Consider the following 17,388-nt stretch of genomic DNA (forward strand, 5'->3'; position numbering starts at 1 on the left):
ATGTCACCAGTCCCCCGCGATCCAGCGATCCGAGCAGCGCGTGCTGAACTCGCCCGCGCCGGTCGGTACTACAGCAAGAGTGATCCAGAGAAGGTCGAGGCCGCGCGGCGTCTCCTAGAGACCAACCGCATCCACAAGGCCCGCCTCAAGGAAATCGTCGACGCGGCTCCGCCGATTACTCAGGAAAAGGTCGATGCAGTCGCCGCGATCCTCCTGCTTCCGGACGGTGCCTGATGTCGGGGCAAGGGGATGGCCCCGACGGGGAGATGAATTCCATCGGGGCCAACAGGAGGGGCGACGGAGACCTGACTACGGGTAGCCCTATCGCTACTGACAAGGCTACTCCCGACAAAGAGCGCTCGCTCTTTACTGCAGGCTCCGTCAATAGTCGCGTATGGAAGGCCACGACGGTCGTTGGATGGGAAGGCTTCATCGAGTGGCTGGACCTCGACCACTTCGCCAACCACAAGGAATGTGGCGGTTACGTAGCGGGCACGTTCGAGGGAACGCAGCGTACCAAAGAGACTGTACTGTCCCGGTGGGCGCTTACCCTTGACGCTGACCACGCGGACCAGGACTTCCGGGAGAGGGTCGAGGCGCTAGGTTTCAAGGCCGTCGCCCACACTACCTTCAGCCACACTCCCGAGAACCCGCACTGGCGAGTCATCATCCCGCTGGACAAGCCGGTGGTCAACGCCGAGCAATTCACTGCGGCGAGTAATGCGGTGATGGAGAAGCTTGGCTGGGAGCAGTTCGACCATACTTGTTCGCAGCCCTCGCGCTTCATGTTCAGGCCCAGCGCGAAGAACGGACACCACGACTACTTCGAAGTGGACGGTCCGGTAGCCACGCTGGAGGACATTCTGCCCGACAGCGAAGAGCAGCATCCGCTCGACCGCTTCCGCGCAGCGCTCGATGCCGCAGGGAAGACCGTCAGGGGTGACTTCGCCCAGTGCCCCGGCCACGCCGATCGGACGCCGTCGCTTCACCACGGATGGGATGAGAGCGCGCAGCGCGTCTGGATGGAGGACTTCGGCGAGGCGGGATGCACGGAAGAGCACATCCTCGAAGTGCTTGGCCTTCCGCCATGGGCGCAGGGATGGTCACCCGAACACGACTTCGCGGAGCCGCTGCCCGAGGGGGATGAACCTGAGTCGGGGGAATGGGATCCTGCGGACCTCGGGGCGATCCTCGACGGTACTGCCGCGCTCGGACCTGTTCCGTCTTTACTACTCCGCGCCGACGGGCAGGGTCTCCTCTATCCCGGCAAGACCCATTCCCTGTCCGGGGAACCTGAGTCAGGCAAGTCGTGGCTGGCGCTGGCAGAGACCGCTCTGCAACTCAAAGCCGGTGGCCTGTGCCTGTTCATCGACTTCGAGGCCGACAAAGAGACCGTCGTGTCACGTCTACTCGCCCTCGGTGCGCCACCTGAGCAAATCCGCGTCAACCTGCACTACATGAACCCGGACACTAAACCGGACAAAGCAGCGTGGAAGCGGCTTCTCGCACAGCCGTACGTGTTCGCCGTCATCGACGGCGTCACCGAGGCGTGCGCGGTGTTCGGTGTCAAGAGCATCGACAACGACGAGGTAGCCAAGTGGATTCGCGCCTTCCCACGGAAGATCGCCGTCCAGACCGGAGCCGCCGTGCTGCTGCTCGACCATGTCACAAAGTCGACGGATGGACGGGGCAGGTTCGCGATTGGTGCACAGGCCAAGCTTTCATCTGTGACAGGCGCGGCCTTCACGGTGGAAGTGATCGACCTGCTTGCGCCCGGACGGATGGGTCGACTGTCCATTCGTGTGGGCAAGGACCGCCACGGGAAAGTCCGTGAGCAGGCTGACCCTAACTCCCGACGAGGGGACCGAACCGAGGCCGTGGCCGTCGCGGTGTTTGATTCCACGAAGCCTGGACGGGTGACGTTCACCCTTTCTGCGCCTGTACCAAAGCCCGAGCGTGCAGTACTCGATGCGTTCGCTAGCCTGCGGGAGAAAATCTCGCGCGCTCTGGAGGACGCAGGGAAATCCATGACGTACACCGGTCTCTGCGAGGCGGTCCATAAAGACCGAGCCGTCGTCCGGAAAGCCATCGACTGGCTCGTAGAGCACGAATATGTCAACGAGGTCAAAGTCGGTAGGAAATCTGACCTCAACTCTCTCAACCCATACCGGGGCGACGAATGAGCGGGGTATCGGTATTGAGGTATCCCCCTAAAGGGGGGGATACCGATCAATACCGATTGGTTACCCGTATCCATCGGTATCGAATACCGATCAATACCGATCAATACCGATTGGTATCCCCGCAATCTAGGTGTTTTTCATCATGAAAGGAACCAAGAAAATGAGCACAGAAACAAGGACGCGGAAGCACGTGTGGACGTGCCACTACTGCAAGAAGTCCATCCGGGATGGGGCTGGATACGTCGACGTCCCGGGTGCGGATGTCTACCGGCTGGAGAAAGCGGAACAGACGTGGAGGGAGGACCACCCATATGGGGGGACTTTGAAGGAACTACTTGGACTCCCCAACCCTGCTGCATGGGTCGCCACGCACACCAAGTGCGATCCTCACCCAGAAAAGGGCAGCTACCGGTTTGACGTCGCCGAGGCTCGCACAACCGAGGACATCCTCGACTGGACCCTCCACCTGATGGATAAGACGTGGATGGAGTTCACCGACTGGACCGACTTCATTCGCAACCATATGGCCGAGAACGGGACGGTGTTGGACGCATGACCTCTCTAGGCATCGACCTCCACTTCTTCCCCGACGGCCCACGGATGGCACACAGGATGCACGCAGTACTCGACGAGCCGTGCCCTGACTGCGTCCCTACCATGTCGATCCGTCGAGGAGTATGCGGCGGTTTCTGGGTAGCGGTGTATCACGGCGCTACCTGCCCAAAATCAGCGAACAAGGAAGGAAGGACCCAAATTGGCCAGATGGAGTAAGGACATAGGAATCCAGCGTAAGAGGCTGTCCACTGCCAACGCGCAGAGAGCCGCTATCGTCCGGGCGAAGGCTGCGGCGATGAAGGCCAGGAAGGACAAGAAGTGATCCAGACACAGCCCCACGAGTATTCACGCATATCCGCAGCGACCGTAGGCGCACAGCCCATCTTGATCACCAGCCCCTCGGGTCTCAACTCGACACCGGGCGTGGCAGTGCAGGTCAACGGTGTGACGCGTGCGTCGCTGACGTTAGCCAACGCGCGTCGGCTGGTCGTAGCGCTGCTGGCTGCTCTACCACTCCCGCCCGAGGACGAGGAGTGACGTGGTTACGCAGCGGTAAACGGACGTATACGAAAAAATGAGCTGTTTTGTCCAGACGGAACGAACAGCGATGAGTCGGTATGACTATGGCTCGGATCATGACCGAGCGCTGTGTGCCGACCACACGGACGAATCATAACGGAAGGAAAATCATGGACAACGAACCAACGGAACCAACAGACGCAGACAGGGCAATCGAGCTTGTCGTCGGCGAGGACTGCGAATTCTGCACACCTACACGGGAGGTAATCGCGGTCAACTCCTTTGGCGCTCGATGCCTGGGCTTCACGCACGAACCGGAATGCCCCATGCACGACGATTAGTTACCTTGGTGAAACGTTTCACCGTAAACTGAGCTACATATCGGCCTCGAAGATGCGGCTGGTAGTTCGGTTAGTCGCAACCATTGAGAGCCGTTCGCCCTAGGCCGCACCAGCCGCAGCTAGTCTGCCGCCCCGCTGCCGCTCTAGGACCATCCGCTCATATTTCGCTGATTGACCCCGAAGTACGGACACCAGATACACACCACGTCCAAGGGGCAACAAATCATGAGCATCACCAATTTCCAGCAGCAATTGAAGGACCTTTCCAGCAAGGCGGACAGCATCGTCGGTGACCCTTCTCTCACGAACGTAGAGAAGAAAGCGGCACTCGACCGGCTTATCAAAACTCAGGAAAACGTCATCGCCGTCAACGCCGTCCGGGTGCGGGCCAAGGGCATCTACGGCGCCATGAGCGGGGACGTCTCAGGCGACGGCGGAGCTAGCGTAGACCCCGACGCCCCACGGCGCGGCAAGGCAGTCCCGAAGCTGAACCTGAGCACCGAGGTAGCCCGAGAGGCATTCGCGCGGCTCAAGTCCCACGCGGGCTTCGCTGCTGAACTGGGTTTGAAAGATGCAGCTGCGTCGACCGTTACGGACGGACAGCTGCCTCCGGCGTACATCGGCCTCGTCCAGAAAATCCACGAGCCGACGCGACTTCTCGCACTGCTTCAGACAACGTCGATGAGTTCACCCTCGGTCGAGTACATTCAGCACACTTCGACCAGCATCGCGTCGAACGCCTTCGCTGCTCCGGTGCTGTCTTCGCCGACCACGGCCACGACCGGTGGCTTCTTGCTCGCTGGAACGTACAAGTACGTTGCGACCTATACCTCGGCCACTGGTGAGACGGTAGCCAGCAACGAGGTATCGCAGGTCACCACAGGCTCAACCTCGACTGCATCGTTCACTATCGGCGCTGCTCCGTCGGGCGCGACGGGCACGAAGATCTACCGTACTGCGGTCAACGGCGCGACGGGAACGGAAACGCTCCTCGCAACGCTGACATCGACCCCGACCAGCTACACGGACACTGGCGCTACGGCTCCGGGAACTGCGGTGCCCCCAACGATCAATGGCACAGGAACAGCGGGGATGCTCAGCCCCGGTGGAACATATGTCGAGGCGATTTTCAACACTTCCACCCTCGTGGCGACGGCTCAAAAAGTCGGCGTGTTCACGACCACAACGGACGAACTGCTCAAGGACTTCTCGTCCTTCGCTCAGTACATCGAGTCCGAGCTTCAGCGACTGATCATCGATCAGGAGAACTTCCAGCTGTTGAACGGCAACGGATCGGCCCCGAACCTCAAGGGTCTGCTCCAGACGCCGGGTCTGTTGACTCGGGCCAATCCCTCGGCTGGCGCCATGATCGATACGATCGAGCAGAGCGTGGCCGACCTCCGGAATGGACCGTCGTACTGCGAACCCGACGTTATCGTGCTTCACCCGAACGACTGGTCACTGATTCGCCGGATCAAGACGACTCAAGGCGTCTACGTTCTGGGCGATCCCGGGCAAACTGCCGTGAACGATATCTGGGGAATCACCGTTGCGACCACCACCCAGATTCCGCAAGGCACAGGACTGCTCATGAACACCGAACTCATCGGCGTCGCATACGTCAGGGAAGGCGTGACACTTTCCATGTCCAACAGCGACGGCAACAATTTCACGTCGGGCAAGGTGGCGATCCGCGCCGACGAGCGTCTCGCACTCGCAGTTGCACGACCGAGTGCCGGGCTGATCATCACGGGCATAGCCTGATAGACCGGCGAGCGTATGGTGTCCCCTTGAAGCAGCACCATACGCTCGCCTTAGACGGCGAAGCGGTCGGCTCTCCTGTTCCCGGCTGCCTCGCCTACGGTGGTGCCGCTGAACACCACCTCAGCAGGGCGATGATGGCTCTCCTAACTCCCATCATCGCCCTGCGGCCCGCCGTGGCCGACCAGGCTACCGGTACCTCAGGCCGACCCTGCCGGGCATTTTTACCGACGCCACAGCGACTGCTGGGACGACGTGGTGTGACGGCGGGGGAGGGTAGGGCAAAATCGCCAGCGCTGTGTGGCTGTGGCATGTTCCCAGGGGTAGCGTAGACCCCGCCCCTCAGAAATTTTGAGATTTTTGCAAAAATCGCCCCGAATCGCCCCGAATCGCTTCGACCCCCGAATAAAATTTCTATGGAGGTAAAAATGCCAGCGTTTCCACCGCGTGAGCCTAGCTGGGAGGATATCCCCGTCGCCGAGCATGTGCGTGAGAAGCACGCGCCGGAGTGCACCCGTTTTCAGGATCCGGTACCGATGGAGGAGCATCCTGCCTACCAGCAGTGCCCGGAATGCAGCATGATCTCTCAAGTCATCGACGACGAGCCAGCACCCGCGCCAGAGCGGGTCATGCCCGTCATGATCCCTACGCACATGCACCATAACTGCACCGTGGAGCCGGTACTCATAACGCCGCAGCCGAAGAACTGCGCATACGCTGTTTACGAGTGCCCCGCGTGCGGAGTCATAGCCACGTCGAAGGCCTCATCCCACGGTAGGGGACCGACCGTGGCCGCGCCGTCGAGGCAGCTAGCATCTGTGTCGGGTGGCTGGAAAGGGTTCTACCGTAAAGGGCAGACACCGGTCGGCGCTGAGCGCTACAGGGCGTGGTAAATCGTCCCAGAAGACGCCCCTGCCGTCCGCACAGGGCGCAGCAGTCGTCCCCCGGTACTAAGTACCGGGGGACGTAAAGGGCCTCTTTCCGGGATGAACTACCTCCAGGTCACCAGCCGCGTTGAGCGCCAGTAGTTGAGCACACGGTCGAAAATCACGCCAGAAAGCCACGCATGGGGTCCGTTATGACCGATAAAACGATCACAAACGGCCACACCATTACGAGCTTGGCAGAAACCGTAACCAGCGTCCCGGTCCTGATCGTACTGGGCAAAAACGGTACGAACTTCGCGTTCCACGTCCTCGATTGACAGGTTCTGTGCCATGGTGATCACGCCTCGACGTCTTCGTGGCCGACGTGCCCGGAATTCTTAGCGTGTAGCGCCATTCCGCCGAGGTTCGACTCCTTGCCACAGACGGCGCAGCGTACCCGCTTCTGCGAATTTCCCGTAGAGCCGCTGGCCTTGGCCGAGCGAACCCAAACGTCCCGGTGATCTTCGCGCTCCATGAAAACCACGACGACTAGGCCGTCCTTGGAGACGTAGGGTGCGCGCCGCTCCGGGTCCTTGACGACAACGGCCTCGTAAAACGCGTCCCGCGCGGCTTTACCGGCGAGCTTCTCGATGGCCCCCAGCGCATCGGCGCGGCGGATGTTCGGGCGCTGGGTCGTGACGGCAGTAGCGGGGTCAAAACAGGTGATGTGAACGGTTTTCATGGCGAGCTTCCTTCGGTTCGAGCGGTTCGGTCGTAGGATGTCCTACGACTTGAACGCTACTCCCGTAGAAACGTCTTAGCTAGGTTTTGCCCTCGCGATCACCATGGCAGTGTTGCGCGCTGCTGGTGATATCCGTTCTACCGAAGACACGGTCTTCATCTCGGAGTTGGGACTGGACGGCAGGTTGAGGCCGGTTCGCGGCATCCTGCCGGCAGTCATGGCGGCTGTTCAGGCAGGCCACCCCGAGATCGTGGTGGCGCACGCCAACGTCGCCGAGGCGGAGTTGGTTCCGGGCGCGGTGGTCCGCGGCTACAAGACCTTGGCGCGCCTTGCCTTTGATTTCGGTGCCGAACCGCAGGACCTGGCCTTGGATTATGACCCGGCCGACGGCGACGTTGCAGGAGATGCGGATGCCGGTGCCGGGGTTGTTCCGGACCTTTGTGATGTCTCCGGGCAGGGCGATGCCCGCCGTGCTTTGGAGGTTGCCGCAGCCGGGGCACATCATGTGCTGCTTTGCGGTCCGCCGGGCGCGGGCAAGACGATGCTTGCCGAGCGGCTCCCGGGGCTCTTGCCGGATTTAGGGGACCGGGAAGCCATGGAGGTCACGGCGATCCATTCGCTTTCGGCTGTGCATGTCGATTCGGTACAGCTGTTACGGCGGCCGCCCTTTGAGAATCCCCATCACAGCGCCACCGCGGCAGCAATCATCGGCGGTGGTTCCGGCCTGCCGCGGCCCGGGGCGGCATCACGGGCGCACCGCGGTGTGTTGTTCCTTGACGAGGCTCCGGAGTATGAACGCCGGGTCCTGGACGCCCTGCGGCAGCCCCTGGAAAGCGGAGAGCTGGTCATCCATCGTTCCGCCGGTACCGCCGCGTATCCGGCCCGTTTCCAGCTGGTCCTGGCTGCGAATCCTTGCCCTTGCGGGAAGGCCACCGGCAAGGGAGTCGATTGCACCTGTACCCCGGTGATGCGGCGCCGCTACTTCGGGCGCATGTCCGGGCCGTTGCTGGACAGGGTGGACATCCAGCTCAAGGTGGAACGGGTGTCCCTCGCGGACTTTGGGCAGTCCGGCGCGGAGGAGGACACGGCTACTGTCGCCGGGAGGGTCCATGCCGCCCGGTCGCGGCAACGGGAACGGCTAGAGAGTTTCGGGATGGAAACCAATTCGCAGGTTCCCGGGCGGGTACTGCGCGGCGAACTGCGCCTCCCCTCCGCGACCACGAAGATTCTGGATACTTCCCTGGAACGCGGAATCCTCACGGCCAGAGGCTACGACCGCGTCCTGCGTCTCGCGTGGACCCTTGCTGATCTGGGCCACAGGGACCAGCCCCACAGTGACGACATAGGACAGGCCCTCGGCTTGCGGCAGGCGGTCGCGGCCGCATGAAAGGACACACCATGAATGCGCACGGCCAGCAGCTAACCGCTGACGCTCCGGACCGAAGCCGGGAGCGACTTGCCCGGGCAGCGCTGTCGCGGCTGATGGAACCGCAAGATGCGGCAGGGCTCGCGCTGGTGCAGGCGGCGGGGGCCGTCGACGGTCTCAAGATAGCGAGCGGCGAGCTCAAGCCCGGGCCCGCGCTTGAGCAGGAAGTGGCTTCCGTGTTGGGTGAGAGCGGGGTTTCTTCTGCCGCGGCCGGCTTGGCCGCTGCCCTGCGACGATGGGCGCCACGGATCCCGGACCTTGCTCCGGAACGCGACCTTGCCACCATGCAACGCCTGGGTGGTCGCATGATCATCCCCGGCGACCCGATGTGGCCCGCGCAGTTGGCAGACCTGGGCCTTCATGAGCCGTTGTGCTTGTGGTGGCGAGGACACGAATTGGAGTTCCCACCCGTTCGTCGGGTCGTGGCCCTTGTCGGCTCACGTGACAGCACAAGCTACGGGGCCTCCGTAACGGGTGATTTCGCTTATGGGCTCGGCCAGCGCGGCTGCACGGTTGTTTCCGGAGGGGCCTACGGCATCGACGCGCATGCGCACCGCGGGGCTTTGGCCGGGGGCACAAACGACATGCCGACGATCGCGGTGATGGCCGGGGGAGTGGATCGATACTATCCATCCGGAAACGAGGATCTCTTGCGTGCCGTGGCAAACCAAGGTGCGGTCATCGCGGAGGTTCCCCCCGGCTCGGCGCCCACCCGCTATAGGTTCCTTCAGCGGAACAGGATTATCGCCGCCTTGGCAGCCGTGACCGTGGTGGTCGAAGCGCGATGGCGTTCGGGTGCCTTGAATACAGCTCATCATGCTGAATCCATTGGCAGGGCGGTCGCCGCGGTCCCGGGGTCCATTCACAGCGCCAACTCTGCGGGCTGCCATCGGCTCCTCCGGGATGGCGGAGCTGTTTGCGTCACGGACGTCGGAGAGATCGCTGAACTGGCGGGGTCGAGCGGTGAGGGGCTCGTCGGGGACAAGGAAACGGCGGCCTCAGACCACGACGGGCTCACCCTCGAGGACCTGATTCTGCTCGACGCGTTGCCGGTCCGCTCGACGAGCTCGGTGGAGAAGCTCGCGGTCGTTGCGGGACTTAGCCCCGAGTCCGTCAGGGCCGGTCTTGGACGCCTTGGGCTGTTGGGTTTGGCGGTATCAGTGAGCGGGGCCTGGAAGAGGTCGGGTAAGCAGGGCTGATTTTGGGACCGGATGGCAGGCTGAGCTTGGTTCGGGGTCTCAAATTCGCAACTTAATCGACAGTCGACTATTAGTTAACTGAAAGTTGGCCTAGTCTCTAGGGGCGATATGGGGGACCGTCCTTCCATCGTTTCAGCAAAGGAGCCGAAGTGACTACGAAGTCAAGGGCGCAGCCCGCGAGGTTCGTGATTGGACAGCAAATCGGCCCCTTCTGATCGTGGGAGCGGTCCTGTTCGTCCAAGGCGGCCCTGGCCCGGTTTGGCTTTGGGTTCTTTTCGCGGTCTGGCAGGGGTTGCTCGTGTGGCAGTACTACAGGATTTACAAGTCCATCGGTCAACGGTGAAGATGGCCGAACGTGGCGATGCCAACTACCGGGCCCCTCGGCTGGCACAGTGGAAGGGTGCAAGAGAAATCGCTCCCCGAAGCACTCGCCGGGTCCGTTCAGGACTTCCGTCGCTACCTCGAAAGCGAACGGGCCAGGTCCGCCCACACAGTAAGGGCATACATCGCCGACGTCGAGAGCCTGCTGCGCTTCGCTGCGGCGGAGGGCGTGGGGGAGCTCGCGGACCTGGAGCTCGGCACCCTCCGGCGTTGGCTGGGGGCACAAAGTGAATCCGGCCGGTCCAGGGCAACACTCGCCCGGCACGCCGCGACGGCCCGCGCGTTCACCTCCTGGGCCCTGCGGGAAGAACTCATCGCCTCGGACCCGGCTATTCGCCTCCAGGCCCCCAAGCGGGACCACACACTCCCTGGAGTTCTTCACCAGCAGCAGGTCTCCAGGATCTTCGAAAACCTGTCAGAGGCAGCCGCTGACGGCTCTGCGATGCCGTTGAGAAACCGCGCCGTCGTCGAATTGCTCTATGCCACGGGGATCCGCGTCGGCGAGCTTGCCGGCCTGGACATCGACGATCTCGATCAGGACCGCCGGACTCTTCGCGTGCTCGGTAAAGGAAACAAGGAACGGACGGTGCCCTATGGTGTGCCGGCTGCGCTCGCCGTCGACGACTGGCTTCGCCGCGGCCGTCCACGGCTCGCAACCGAGCGTAGCGGACCGGCGCTTTTTCTCAGTTCCAGGGGTAACCGCATCGATCAGCGCCAGGCCCGCAGTGTCGTCAATGACCTCCTTGCAGCCTTGGGGGATACCGCGGCAACCGGGCCCCACGCGCTGCGCCACACGGCCGCTACCCATCTGCTCGACGGCGGGGCGGACCTGCGTGCGGTGCAGGAAATTCTGGGACACAGCAGCCTCGCAACAACACAGATCTACACCCACGTCTCCGTGGACCGGCTTCGCAAGAGCTACCAACAAGCCCACCCTCGTGCCTAAGGACAAGAAACCGTGCAACACTTCGAAGAGTCAAAAGGGAGAAAAACCGCCCGTCCGGGAATCGCACTGGCGTAATTCCGGTCCGTACGGCAAAATGAAAGCACTGTGGGGAAACTTTCAACCAAAACTTGAATGTTCTTCCGCTGCGGAAAAAATCATAGATAGGTAGGGAAACCGGAACAGCGCGGCACCCGCGCAACAAAATTTCATCCGAGCACAGGTCGTTGGGGAAGACGTACCTACAGCTATGGAGGATGGAATGTCTGTTGCAATAACCCGCGGTGTCTTGTTTGTGCATTCGGCCCCTACCGCATTGTGCCCTCACGTTGAGTGGGCCATTGGATCGGTCGTTGACAAGCGGACCGATCTTGAGTGGACCCCTCAACCTGCCGCGCCCGGAATGTTCCGCGCCGAGCTCTCTTGGGCAGGAGTCCCTGGAACGGGTGCCCAATTGGCTTCGGCGCTGCGTGGGTGGGCACACCTACGCTACGAAGTCACCGAGGAGCCGAGCCAAGGCGTGGACGGCGCGCGTTGGTCGCACACTCCGGAGTTGGGTATTTTCCATGCCGTCACCGATGTCCACGGCAACATCATGGTGACTGAGGACCGCATCCGCTACGCCTACGAGTCGGGGGCGGGAGATCCTGCCGCCGTCTACCATGAGCTTTCCCTGGCGCTCGGCGAGGCCTGGGACGAAGAGCTCGAGCCCTTCCGGCATGCTGCCGAAGGCGCCCCTGTGCGCTGGCTCCACCAAGTCGGTTAGGGAACAAAGTACCGAGACAGTTTTTCCATAGCAAAGAGGAGGGCCCCACCACGGTGGGGCCCTCCTCTTGTGCCTGGCTTGTGCGCCGAAGCTGGTGCAACCGTCAGACGTTGCGGATGGCGATGACGGCGTTGTGGCCGCCGAAACCGAAGGAGTTGCTCAAAGCGACAATGTCACCGGCGGGCAAAGTGCGTGCCGAAGTGACGACGTCGAGCGGGATCTCCGGATCCTGGTTCTCAAGGTTGATGGTCAACGGAGCCTGGCGTTCGTAAACGGCAAGAACAGTCAGCACTGCTTCTACGGCCCCTGAAGCGCCCAACAGGTGGCCCATCTGCGACTTGGTGGCAGAGACTGCCACATTGTCGACGTGGGTGCCCAGTGCGGCACGGAGCGCCGTGTACTCGGGCTTGTCACCGACAGGGGTCGAGGTGGCGTGGGCGTTGACGTGAACGACATCCTCCGCCTGGATGCGGCCGTCGAACATGGCAGCCTTCAAGGCGCGGGTAGCGCCCAGGCCTTCCGGGTCCGGCGCCGTGATGTGGTAGGCGTCAGCCGTGACCGAAGTACCGGCGAGCTCAGCGTAGATGCGCGCGCCGCGGGCGATCGCGTGCTCCTCGGCTTCCAGGACCAGGGCGCCGGCGCCTTCACCCATGACGAAGCCGTCGCGGTCGCGGTCGTAAGGCCGCGAAGCGTGCTCAGGATCGTCATTGCGGCGGGAGAGCGCCTGCATCGAGGAAAACGCGGCAAGCGGCATCGGGTGGATGGCGGCTTCGGCACCACCGCACACAACGACGTCGGCCTTGCCCGAGCGGATGAGATCCAGGCCGAGGTGCATGGCTTCGGTGCCGGAAGCGCACGCGGAAACCGGGGTGTGCGCACCGGCGCGGGCACCAAGGTCGAGGCTGACGGCCGCGGCGACGCCGTTCGGCATGAGCATCGGAACTGTCATGGGAAGGACCCGGCGGGGACCCTTTTCCCTCAGCGTGTCCCAAGCGTCCAGAAGCGTCCAGACGCCGCCGATGCCCGTAGCGAAGGCCACGGCAAGGCGGTCGTGGTCGATTTCGGTGATACCGGAATCTGCCCAGGCCTCGCGTGCGGCGATGACACCGAACTGCGTGGAGGGGTCCATGCGCTTGGCTTCAACGCGGCTCAGGACCTCGAGGGCCGGCGTCGAGCACCGGGCGGCAAAGTGGACCGGAAGGTCATACTTGGCAACCCACTCGTCCTCGAGTGTGTGGGCACCGGAGACCCCTTTGAGCGCGTTCTTCCACATTGTGGGGACGTCGCCGCCGATGGGCGTTGTGGCGCCCAGACCGGTTATGACTACTTTGCGTGCCATGCGATCACTCTCTGTCGGATCAGCCAACCCATGTGCTGTTCTCACTGGGAAGGCAGGAAAAAACTTTGGGAGATATAGCAGCTGTGCCGGGCTTCGGATGCAACAGGTCGCACCCGAAGTCCGGCACAGTTGAGGCCAGGCTAGGCCTGTGCGTTCGAGATGAAGTTGACGGCGTCGCCGACGGTCTTGAGGTTCTTGACCTCTTCGTCCGGGATGCGGACGCCGAACTTCTCTTCAGCGTTGACGACGATGGTCATCATGGAGATGGAGTCGATGTCCAGGTCCTCGGTGAAGGACTTGTCCAGCTCCACGGCTTCGGTGGCGAGGCCGGTCTCTTCGTTCACGATTTCAGCCAGGCCGGCCAGGATTTCTTCGTTGCTAGCCATTGTTGGCTCCTTTTCTTGTTGTCCGGCTATTGCCGGAAATGGGGGCAAACCGCGGATACGGCTTGGGTTCCAAAGCACTATTCAATTGGAAGGCAGACGCCGCCAGAACTACGGAAGAACGATCACCTGGGCACCGAACACCAGACCGGCGCCGAAGCCGATCTGCAAGGCAAGGCCACCGCTGAGCCCAGGGTTCTCCTTCAGGAGCCGGTGCGTGGCCAGCGGAATGGAGGCGGCGGACGTGTTTCCCGCATCGGCGATGTCCCGTGCGACCACCACGGTCTCGGGAAGTTTGAGCTTCTTGACCATTTCGTCGATGATTCGCATGTTCGCCTGGTGGGGGACAAAGGCGGCGAGATCCGAGGCTTCGATTCCTGCGGCGTCGAGGGCTTGCTGAGCAACCTTCGCCATTTCCCATACGGCCCAACGGAAGACCGTTTGGCCGTCCTGGCGGAGCGTGGGCCAGACATCCTGCGCTGCGGAAATAATGGCCTGATCGTCGGATTCGTCCGAATGGCGGGCAGACTCGCCCAGGTTGCGGACTTCGTCGAGGGAATGCGTCATGCCGATCGCGTTCCACTTGCTGCCATCGGATCCCCAGACGGACGGGGCAATGCCGGGCGTGTCGGACGGGCCGATGATCACGGCGCCGGCACCGTCGCCGAGGAGGAAGGAAATGGTTCGCTCATGGTTGTCGATGACGTCCGAGAGCTTCTCGGCGCCGACCACCAGGACGTATTCAGCCGCGCCCGAGCGGACCAAGGCATCGCCCTGGGCAATGCCGTAGCAGTAGCCCGCACATGCCGCGGAGATGTCGAAGGCCGGTGCCGGCGTGGCGCCCAAGCGGTCGGTCAAGGCGGCAGCGGCGGACGGCGTCGCATAGGGGTGCGTGACGGTGGAGACGATGACGGCACCCAGCTGGGAAGCCTCGATGCCGGCCTGCTTGAGCGCCTCGCGCGCCGCCCCTTCGGCCATGTCAATGACGCTGACATCGGCCGCGGCGCGATGGCGGGTGACGATGCCGGTGCGTTGGCGGATCCATTCATCCGAGGAATCGATCCACTGGCAGACGTCGTCGTTGGTGACGATGATGTCCGGGCGGTATGCCCCGATGCCCGCAATGCGTGAGAATTCTTTCGTCGGTGCCTGCTTGAGTACGGGGGCGCTCATGCGTCTCCCTCCAATTCCGCGAAGAGTGCAAGTGCAGCGGACAAATCGTCCGGTGACTTGACGGCAACGGTTTTCACGCCCGGCATGCCGCGCTTGGCGAGGCCCGCGAGGGTGCCGGCCGGTGCCAGTTCGATGAGGCCGGTGACCCCGCGCTGGACAAGGTTCTCCATGCAGAGGTCCCAACGCACCGGGCGCGAGACCTGGGCGATCAGGCTTTCGACGGCGGCGCCGCCGTCCGTGACTTCCCGGCCGTCGAAGTTCGAGAGCAACGGAACCGTGGGGGCCTGCGGCTTGAGCGAGGGACGGAGTGCTTCAAGCGCGCTCACGGCCGGAGCCATGTGGGAGGTGTGGAATGCTCCGGCGACCTTCAGCGGGATCACTCTGGCCTTCGCCGGGGGGTTGTCAGCCAGTGCCTGCAGCTGTTCGAACGTGCCCGCGGCTACGGTCTGGCCCGCGCCGTTGACGTTCGCAGGAGTTGCGCCGGCAGCCTCGATGGCGGAAAGCACCTCGGCCGGATCGCCTCCGACGACGGCACTCATCCCCGTGGGGGTGACGGCGGCGGCTGCGGCCATGCTGTTGGCACGCTCGCGGACAAACGTCATGGCTTCTTCTTCGCTCAGGACACCCGCCAGCGCCGAGGCCGTGATTTCGCCGACCGAGTGGCCGGCCAGGACGATCGGAAGGGTGCTGAGTTCGACGTCGAACAGCGATTTCGCTGCGACGAGGCCTGCGGCGACGATCAAGGGCTGCGCGACGGCAGTGTCCTTGATGGTTTCTTCATCGGAGGTGGTGCCGTGGGCTTTGAGGTCGATGCCTGCGATTTCGCTCAGGGAGGCCAAATGGCCTTCTACGGAAGGGAGCTCCAGCCAAGGGGCCAAAAATCCAGGGGTCTGGGAGCCCTGTCCAGGGCAGACGATTGCAAGCACGTAACCAGCTTTCCAAATTGCCGCGTGAACTACTGGTGTTTGCGTACACCAAGCTCACTGGGTCAGTTTGTAGGAAGTCTACAACGGTTCAACCCGCGGATCGGGTACCGTGACGCTCCGGCGTCGCCTTTGGCTGTGCCGAAAGCCGGCCCACGACCAACGCGGTTTGGAGCACGAAAGCCTCCCGGGGGAGGAGGGGGTCCCACCCTGTGACGTCGCAGACGCGCTTGAGACGATACCGCACGGTGTTCGCGTGGACGAACAGTTCGCGGGCAGTCGCTTCGAGGGAATGGCCGAGTTCCAAATAGGTGCCGAGGGTTTCGACCAGGCCGTTGGACGCGGCGAGCAGCGGCCGGTAGATGTTCTTGATAAGGGAGCGGCGGGCAGCGTCGTCGCCTGAGACGACGCGTTCCGGGAGAAGGTCGTCCGCGGCGACCGGTCGCGGAGCCGACGGCCAGGCTTTGGCGGCGGTGAGCCCTGCGAAGGCTGCCTGGGCGGAGCTGCTGGCTTCCAGGAGGGAGCCGGCCTCGGGTCCGTAGACCACCGCGCCCGGTGCGAAGAGTTCGCTGAGTTTCAGGTACGCGGTGTCGCGGTCCTGCACGCCACCCAGAATCAGGATGAGGCGGTCGCCCTGGATGCCGACCAGGGCGTCCTCCGCGTAGCGTCCGGCGGTCCGTCGCAACTCGCTCACATAGCTTGCGCTGGGTTCCGACGGCGAATTTCCCACCATCACCGTGAAACGCTCCTGTGCCTTCCAGCCGAGGGCCGCGATCCGGGAACGAAGGGCATCGGTATTCTCGCCGCGGAGGATGGCGTCCACAATGAGCGCTTCGAGCCGGGTGTCCCAGGAACCGCGGGACTCGGCGGCGCGGGCATAGACATCCGCGGCGGCGAACGCAACTTCCCGCGAATAGCGCAGGACCGCTTCGCGCAAGGACGGTTGGTCGGCTTCGGGTGCGATCACCGGGACCTGGTCCTCGACCACTTCGACGACGATCCGGATCAACTGGAGGGCCTTTTGCAGGCTGATCGAGCGGGTCAGCTCGGTAGGAGCATTCCCAAAGACGTCCGTCAGGATCCATGACGGCGAGCTCGGCCGTTCGTACCACGTCACGAAAGCCGCGATTCCGTTTTGGGCAACCAGGCCCAAAGCTGAACGTTCGTCGGAGCTCAGCCGGCTGTACCACGGCAACGATTTCTCAAGCTTGCGCATGGTGGTGGTGGACAGTTGCCCCACGTTGGCACGGAGCCGCTTGAGGGTCTCCGCCTTTTCCGGAGTTACCGTGCGCGCAGCCGCTTTACGTTTCGCGGGGGTTTGAATCGGCTCTGCCATGCCTTGAGCATACGGCGCATCATCCACAAGCTCCATTTGTGCGAAGGCTACAACTGCGATTGGTACGCGTCACGCGCCGACTGCACCGAACGGCGCCACGGGCGCTTGCCGGCAAAAGCGTTAAAGCCGGACGGCGGCCCGCACCTTTCGGTGTGGACCGCCGTCGAGATGTCGCTTGGCTTGCTTCGCTGGAGACTTAGCTTTCGCCGCCCGCCCCGCCGGTGGTGCCGGCGTTGACATCGAGGAGGCTGTACTTCTCGATTGCCTGGGCCGGTGCCTGGGCGTCAACTTCGCCGCGGCGGGCGAGAAGTTGCAAGGCCTTGACGACGATGGAGTGGGTGTCGTTTTTGAAGAAGCGTCGTGCGGCTTGGCGGGTGTCGGAGAATCCGAAGCCGTCGGCGCCGAGGGAGGCGAATTCGTTGGGGATGAATTGGCGGATCTGGTCCGGGACGGCCTTCATGTAGTCGGTGACGGCGATGACCGGTCCGGTGGCGCCTGCGAGTTGCTGGGCGACGAACGGGGTGCGGGGTTCTTCGCCGGGGTTCAGGAAGG

16 protein-coding genes and 1 pseudogene are annotated in these 17,388 nt (G+C 63.0%); 9 read left to right on the forward strand and 8 right to left on the reverse strand.

Features of this window, described 5'->3' with window-relative positions; all coding sequences use genetic code 11:
- The 5 genes from QRN45_RS07185 to QRN45_RS07205 all read left to right on the forward strand — a co-directional run bounded on the left by QRN45_RS07185 (nucleotide 1) and on the right by QRN45_RS07205 (nucleotide 5,362).
- Nucleotides 1–234, forward strand: a complete 234-nt coding sequence (locus QRN45_RS07185) for a hypothetical protein (RefSeq protein WP_284762818.1) — start codon at nucleotides 1–3, stop codon at nucleotides 232–234.
- A 32-nt stretch (nucleotides 235–266) separates the two neighbouring features.
- A complete protein-coding gene (locus QRN45_RS07190; protein ID WP_284762819.1) occupies nucleotides 267–2,183 on the forward strand; it encodes an AAA family ATPase in 1,917 nt (638 codons plus the stop codon).
- Between the two features lie 160 nt (nucleotides 2,184–2,343).
- Nucleotides 2,344–2,739, forward strand: a complete 396-nt coding sequence (locus QRN45_RS07195; RefSeq protein WP_284762820.1) for a hypothetical protein — start codon at nucleotides 2,344–2,346, stop codon at nucleotides 2,737–2,739.
- Between the two features lie 688 nt (nucleotides 2,740–3,427).
- Nucleotides 3,428–3,598, forward strand: coding sequence for a hypothetical protein (locus tag QRN45_RS07200; protein WP_284762821.1), 171 nt, complete (start codon nucleotides 3,428–3,430; stop codon nucleotides 3,596–3,598).
- Between the two features lie 225 nt (nucleotides 3,599–3,823).
- Nucleotides 3,824–5,362, forward strand: a complete 1,539-nt coding sequence (locus tag QRN45_RS07205) for a phage major capsid protein (protein ID WP_284762822.1) — start codon at nucleotides 3,824–3,826, stop codon at nucleotides 5,360–5,362.
- Between the two features lie 988 nt (nucleotides 5,363–6,350).
- Here QRN45_RS07205 and QRN45_RS07210 read toward each other — a convergent pair.
- Nucleotides 6,351–6,578, reverse strand: coding sequence for a hypothetical protein (locus QRN45_RS07210; RefSeq protein WP_284762823.1), 228 nt, complete (start codon nucleotides 6,576–6,578; stop codon nucleotides 6,351–6,353).
- A gap of 5 nt (nucleotides 6,579–6,583) precedes the next feature.
- The gene (locus tag QRN45_RS07215; protein ID WP_284762824.1) at nucleotides 6,584–6,967 is read right to left on the reverse strand and encodes a hypothetical protein; all 384 of its coding nucleotides are present in this window, start codon (nucleotides 6,965–6,967) and stop codon (nucleotides 6,584–6,586) included.
- A gap of 82 nt (nucleotides 6,968–7,049) precedes the next feature.
- On the opposite strand from QRN45_RS07215, the pseudogene QRN45_RS07220 reads away from it, so the two are divergent.
- The 4 genes and pseudogenes from QRN45_RS07220 to QRN45_RS07235 all read left to right on the forward strand — a co-directional run.
- Nucleotides 7,050–8,354 (forward strand): annotated as a pseudogene (locus QRN45_RS07220) (YifB family Mg chelatase-like AAA ATPase); the annotation flags it as partial.
- 11 nt (nucleotides 8,355–8,365) lie between these two features.
- Entirely contained in the window at nucleotides 8,366–9,592 is a 1,227-nt protein-coding gene (gene dprA / locus QRN45_RS07225; RefSeq protein ID WP_284762825.1) for a DNA-processing protein DprA, read from the forward strand.
- 400 nt (nucleotides 9,593–9,992) lie between these two features.
- The gene (locus QRN45_RS07230) at nucleotides 9,993–10,919 is read left to right on the forward strand and encodes a tyrosine recombinase XerC (RefSeq protein ID WP_264636533.1); all 927 of its coding nucleotides are present in this window, start codon (nucleotides 9,993–9,995) and stop codon (nucleotides 10,917–10,919) included.
- A gap of 259 nt (nucleotides 10,920–11,178) precedes the next feature.
- Nucleotides 11,179–11,682 carry a DUF3145 domain-containing protein gene (locus QRN45_RS07235; RefSeq protein ID WP_078108617.1) on the forward strand — a complete coding sequence of 168 codons (504 nt, stop codon included), beginning with the start codon at nucleotides 11,179–11,181 and terminating at the stop codon, nucleotides 11,680–11,682.
- Between the two features lie 103 nt (nucleotides 11,683–11,785).
- On the opposite strand, the gene fabF is transcribed toward QRN45_RS07235, so the two are convergent.
- The 6 genes from fabF to QRN45_RS07265 all read right to left on the reverse strand — a co-directional run.
- Nucleotides 11,786–13,021, reverse strand: a complete 1,236-nt coding sequence (gene fabF / locus QRN45_RS07240) for a beta-ketoacyl-ACP synthase II (RefSeq protein WP_078108618.1) — start codon at nucleotides 13,019–13,021, stop codon at nucleotides 11,786–11,788.
- A 140-nt stretch (nucleotides 13,022–13,161) separates the two neighbouring features.
- Nucleotides 13,162–13,407, reverse strand: a complete 246-nt coding sequence (locus QRN45_RS07245) for an acyl carrier protein (protein ID WP_028267518.1) — start codon at nucleotides 13,405–13,407, stop codon at nucleotides 13,162–13,164.
- A 108-nt stretch (nucleotides 13,408–13,515) separates the two neighbouring features.
- Nucleotides 13,516–14,577 carry a beta-ketoacyl-ACP synthase III gene (locus QRN45_RS07250; RefSeq protein WP_241710848.1) on the reverse strand — a complete coding sequence of 354 codons (1,062 nt, stop codon included), beginning with the start codon at nucleotides 14,575–14,577 and terminating at the stop codon, nucleotides 13,516–13,518.
- The gene (locus tag QRN45_RS07255; RefSeq protein ID WP_078108620.1) at nucleotides 14,574–15,503 is read right to left on the reverse strand and encodes an ACP S-malonyltransferase; all 930 of its coding nucleotides are present in this window, start codon (nucleotides 15,501–15,503) and stop codon (nucleotides 14,574–14,576) included. The genes QRN45_RS07250 and QRN45_RS07255 overlap by 4 nt, the downstream gene beginning before the upstream one ends.
- 88 nt (nucleotides 15,504–15,591) lie before the next feature.
- Entirely contained in the window at nucleotides 15,592–16,836 is a 1,245-nt protein-coding gene (locus QRN45_RS07260; RefSeq protein ID WP_078108621.1) for a PucR family transcriptional regulator, read from the reverse strand.
- 196 nt (nucleotides 16,837–17,032) lie between these two features.
- A partial coding sequence (locus tag QRN45_RS07265) for a transketolase-like TK C-terminal-containing protein (protein ID WP_502870701.1) occupies nucleotides 17,033–17,388 on the reverse strand: 356 nt, incomplete at its 5' end.

The organism is Arthrobacter sp. efr-133-R2A-63 (assembly GCF_030209795.1).
Lineage (GTDB): Bacteria > Actinomycetota > Actinomycetes > Actinomycetales > Micrococcaceae > Arthrobacter > Arthrobacter bambusae_A.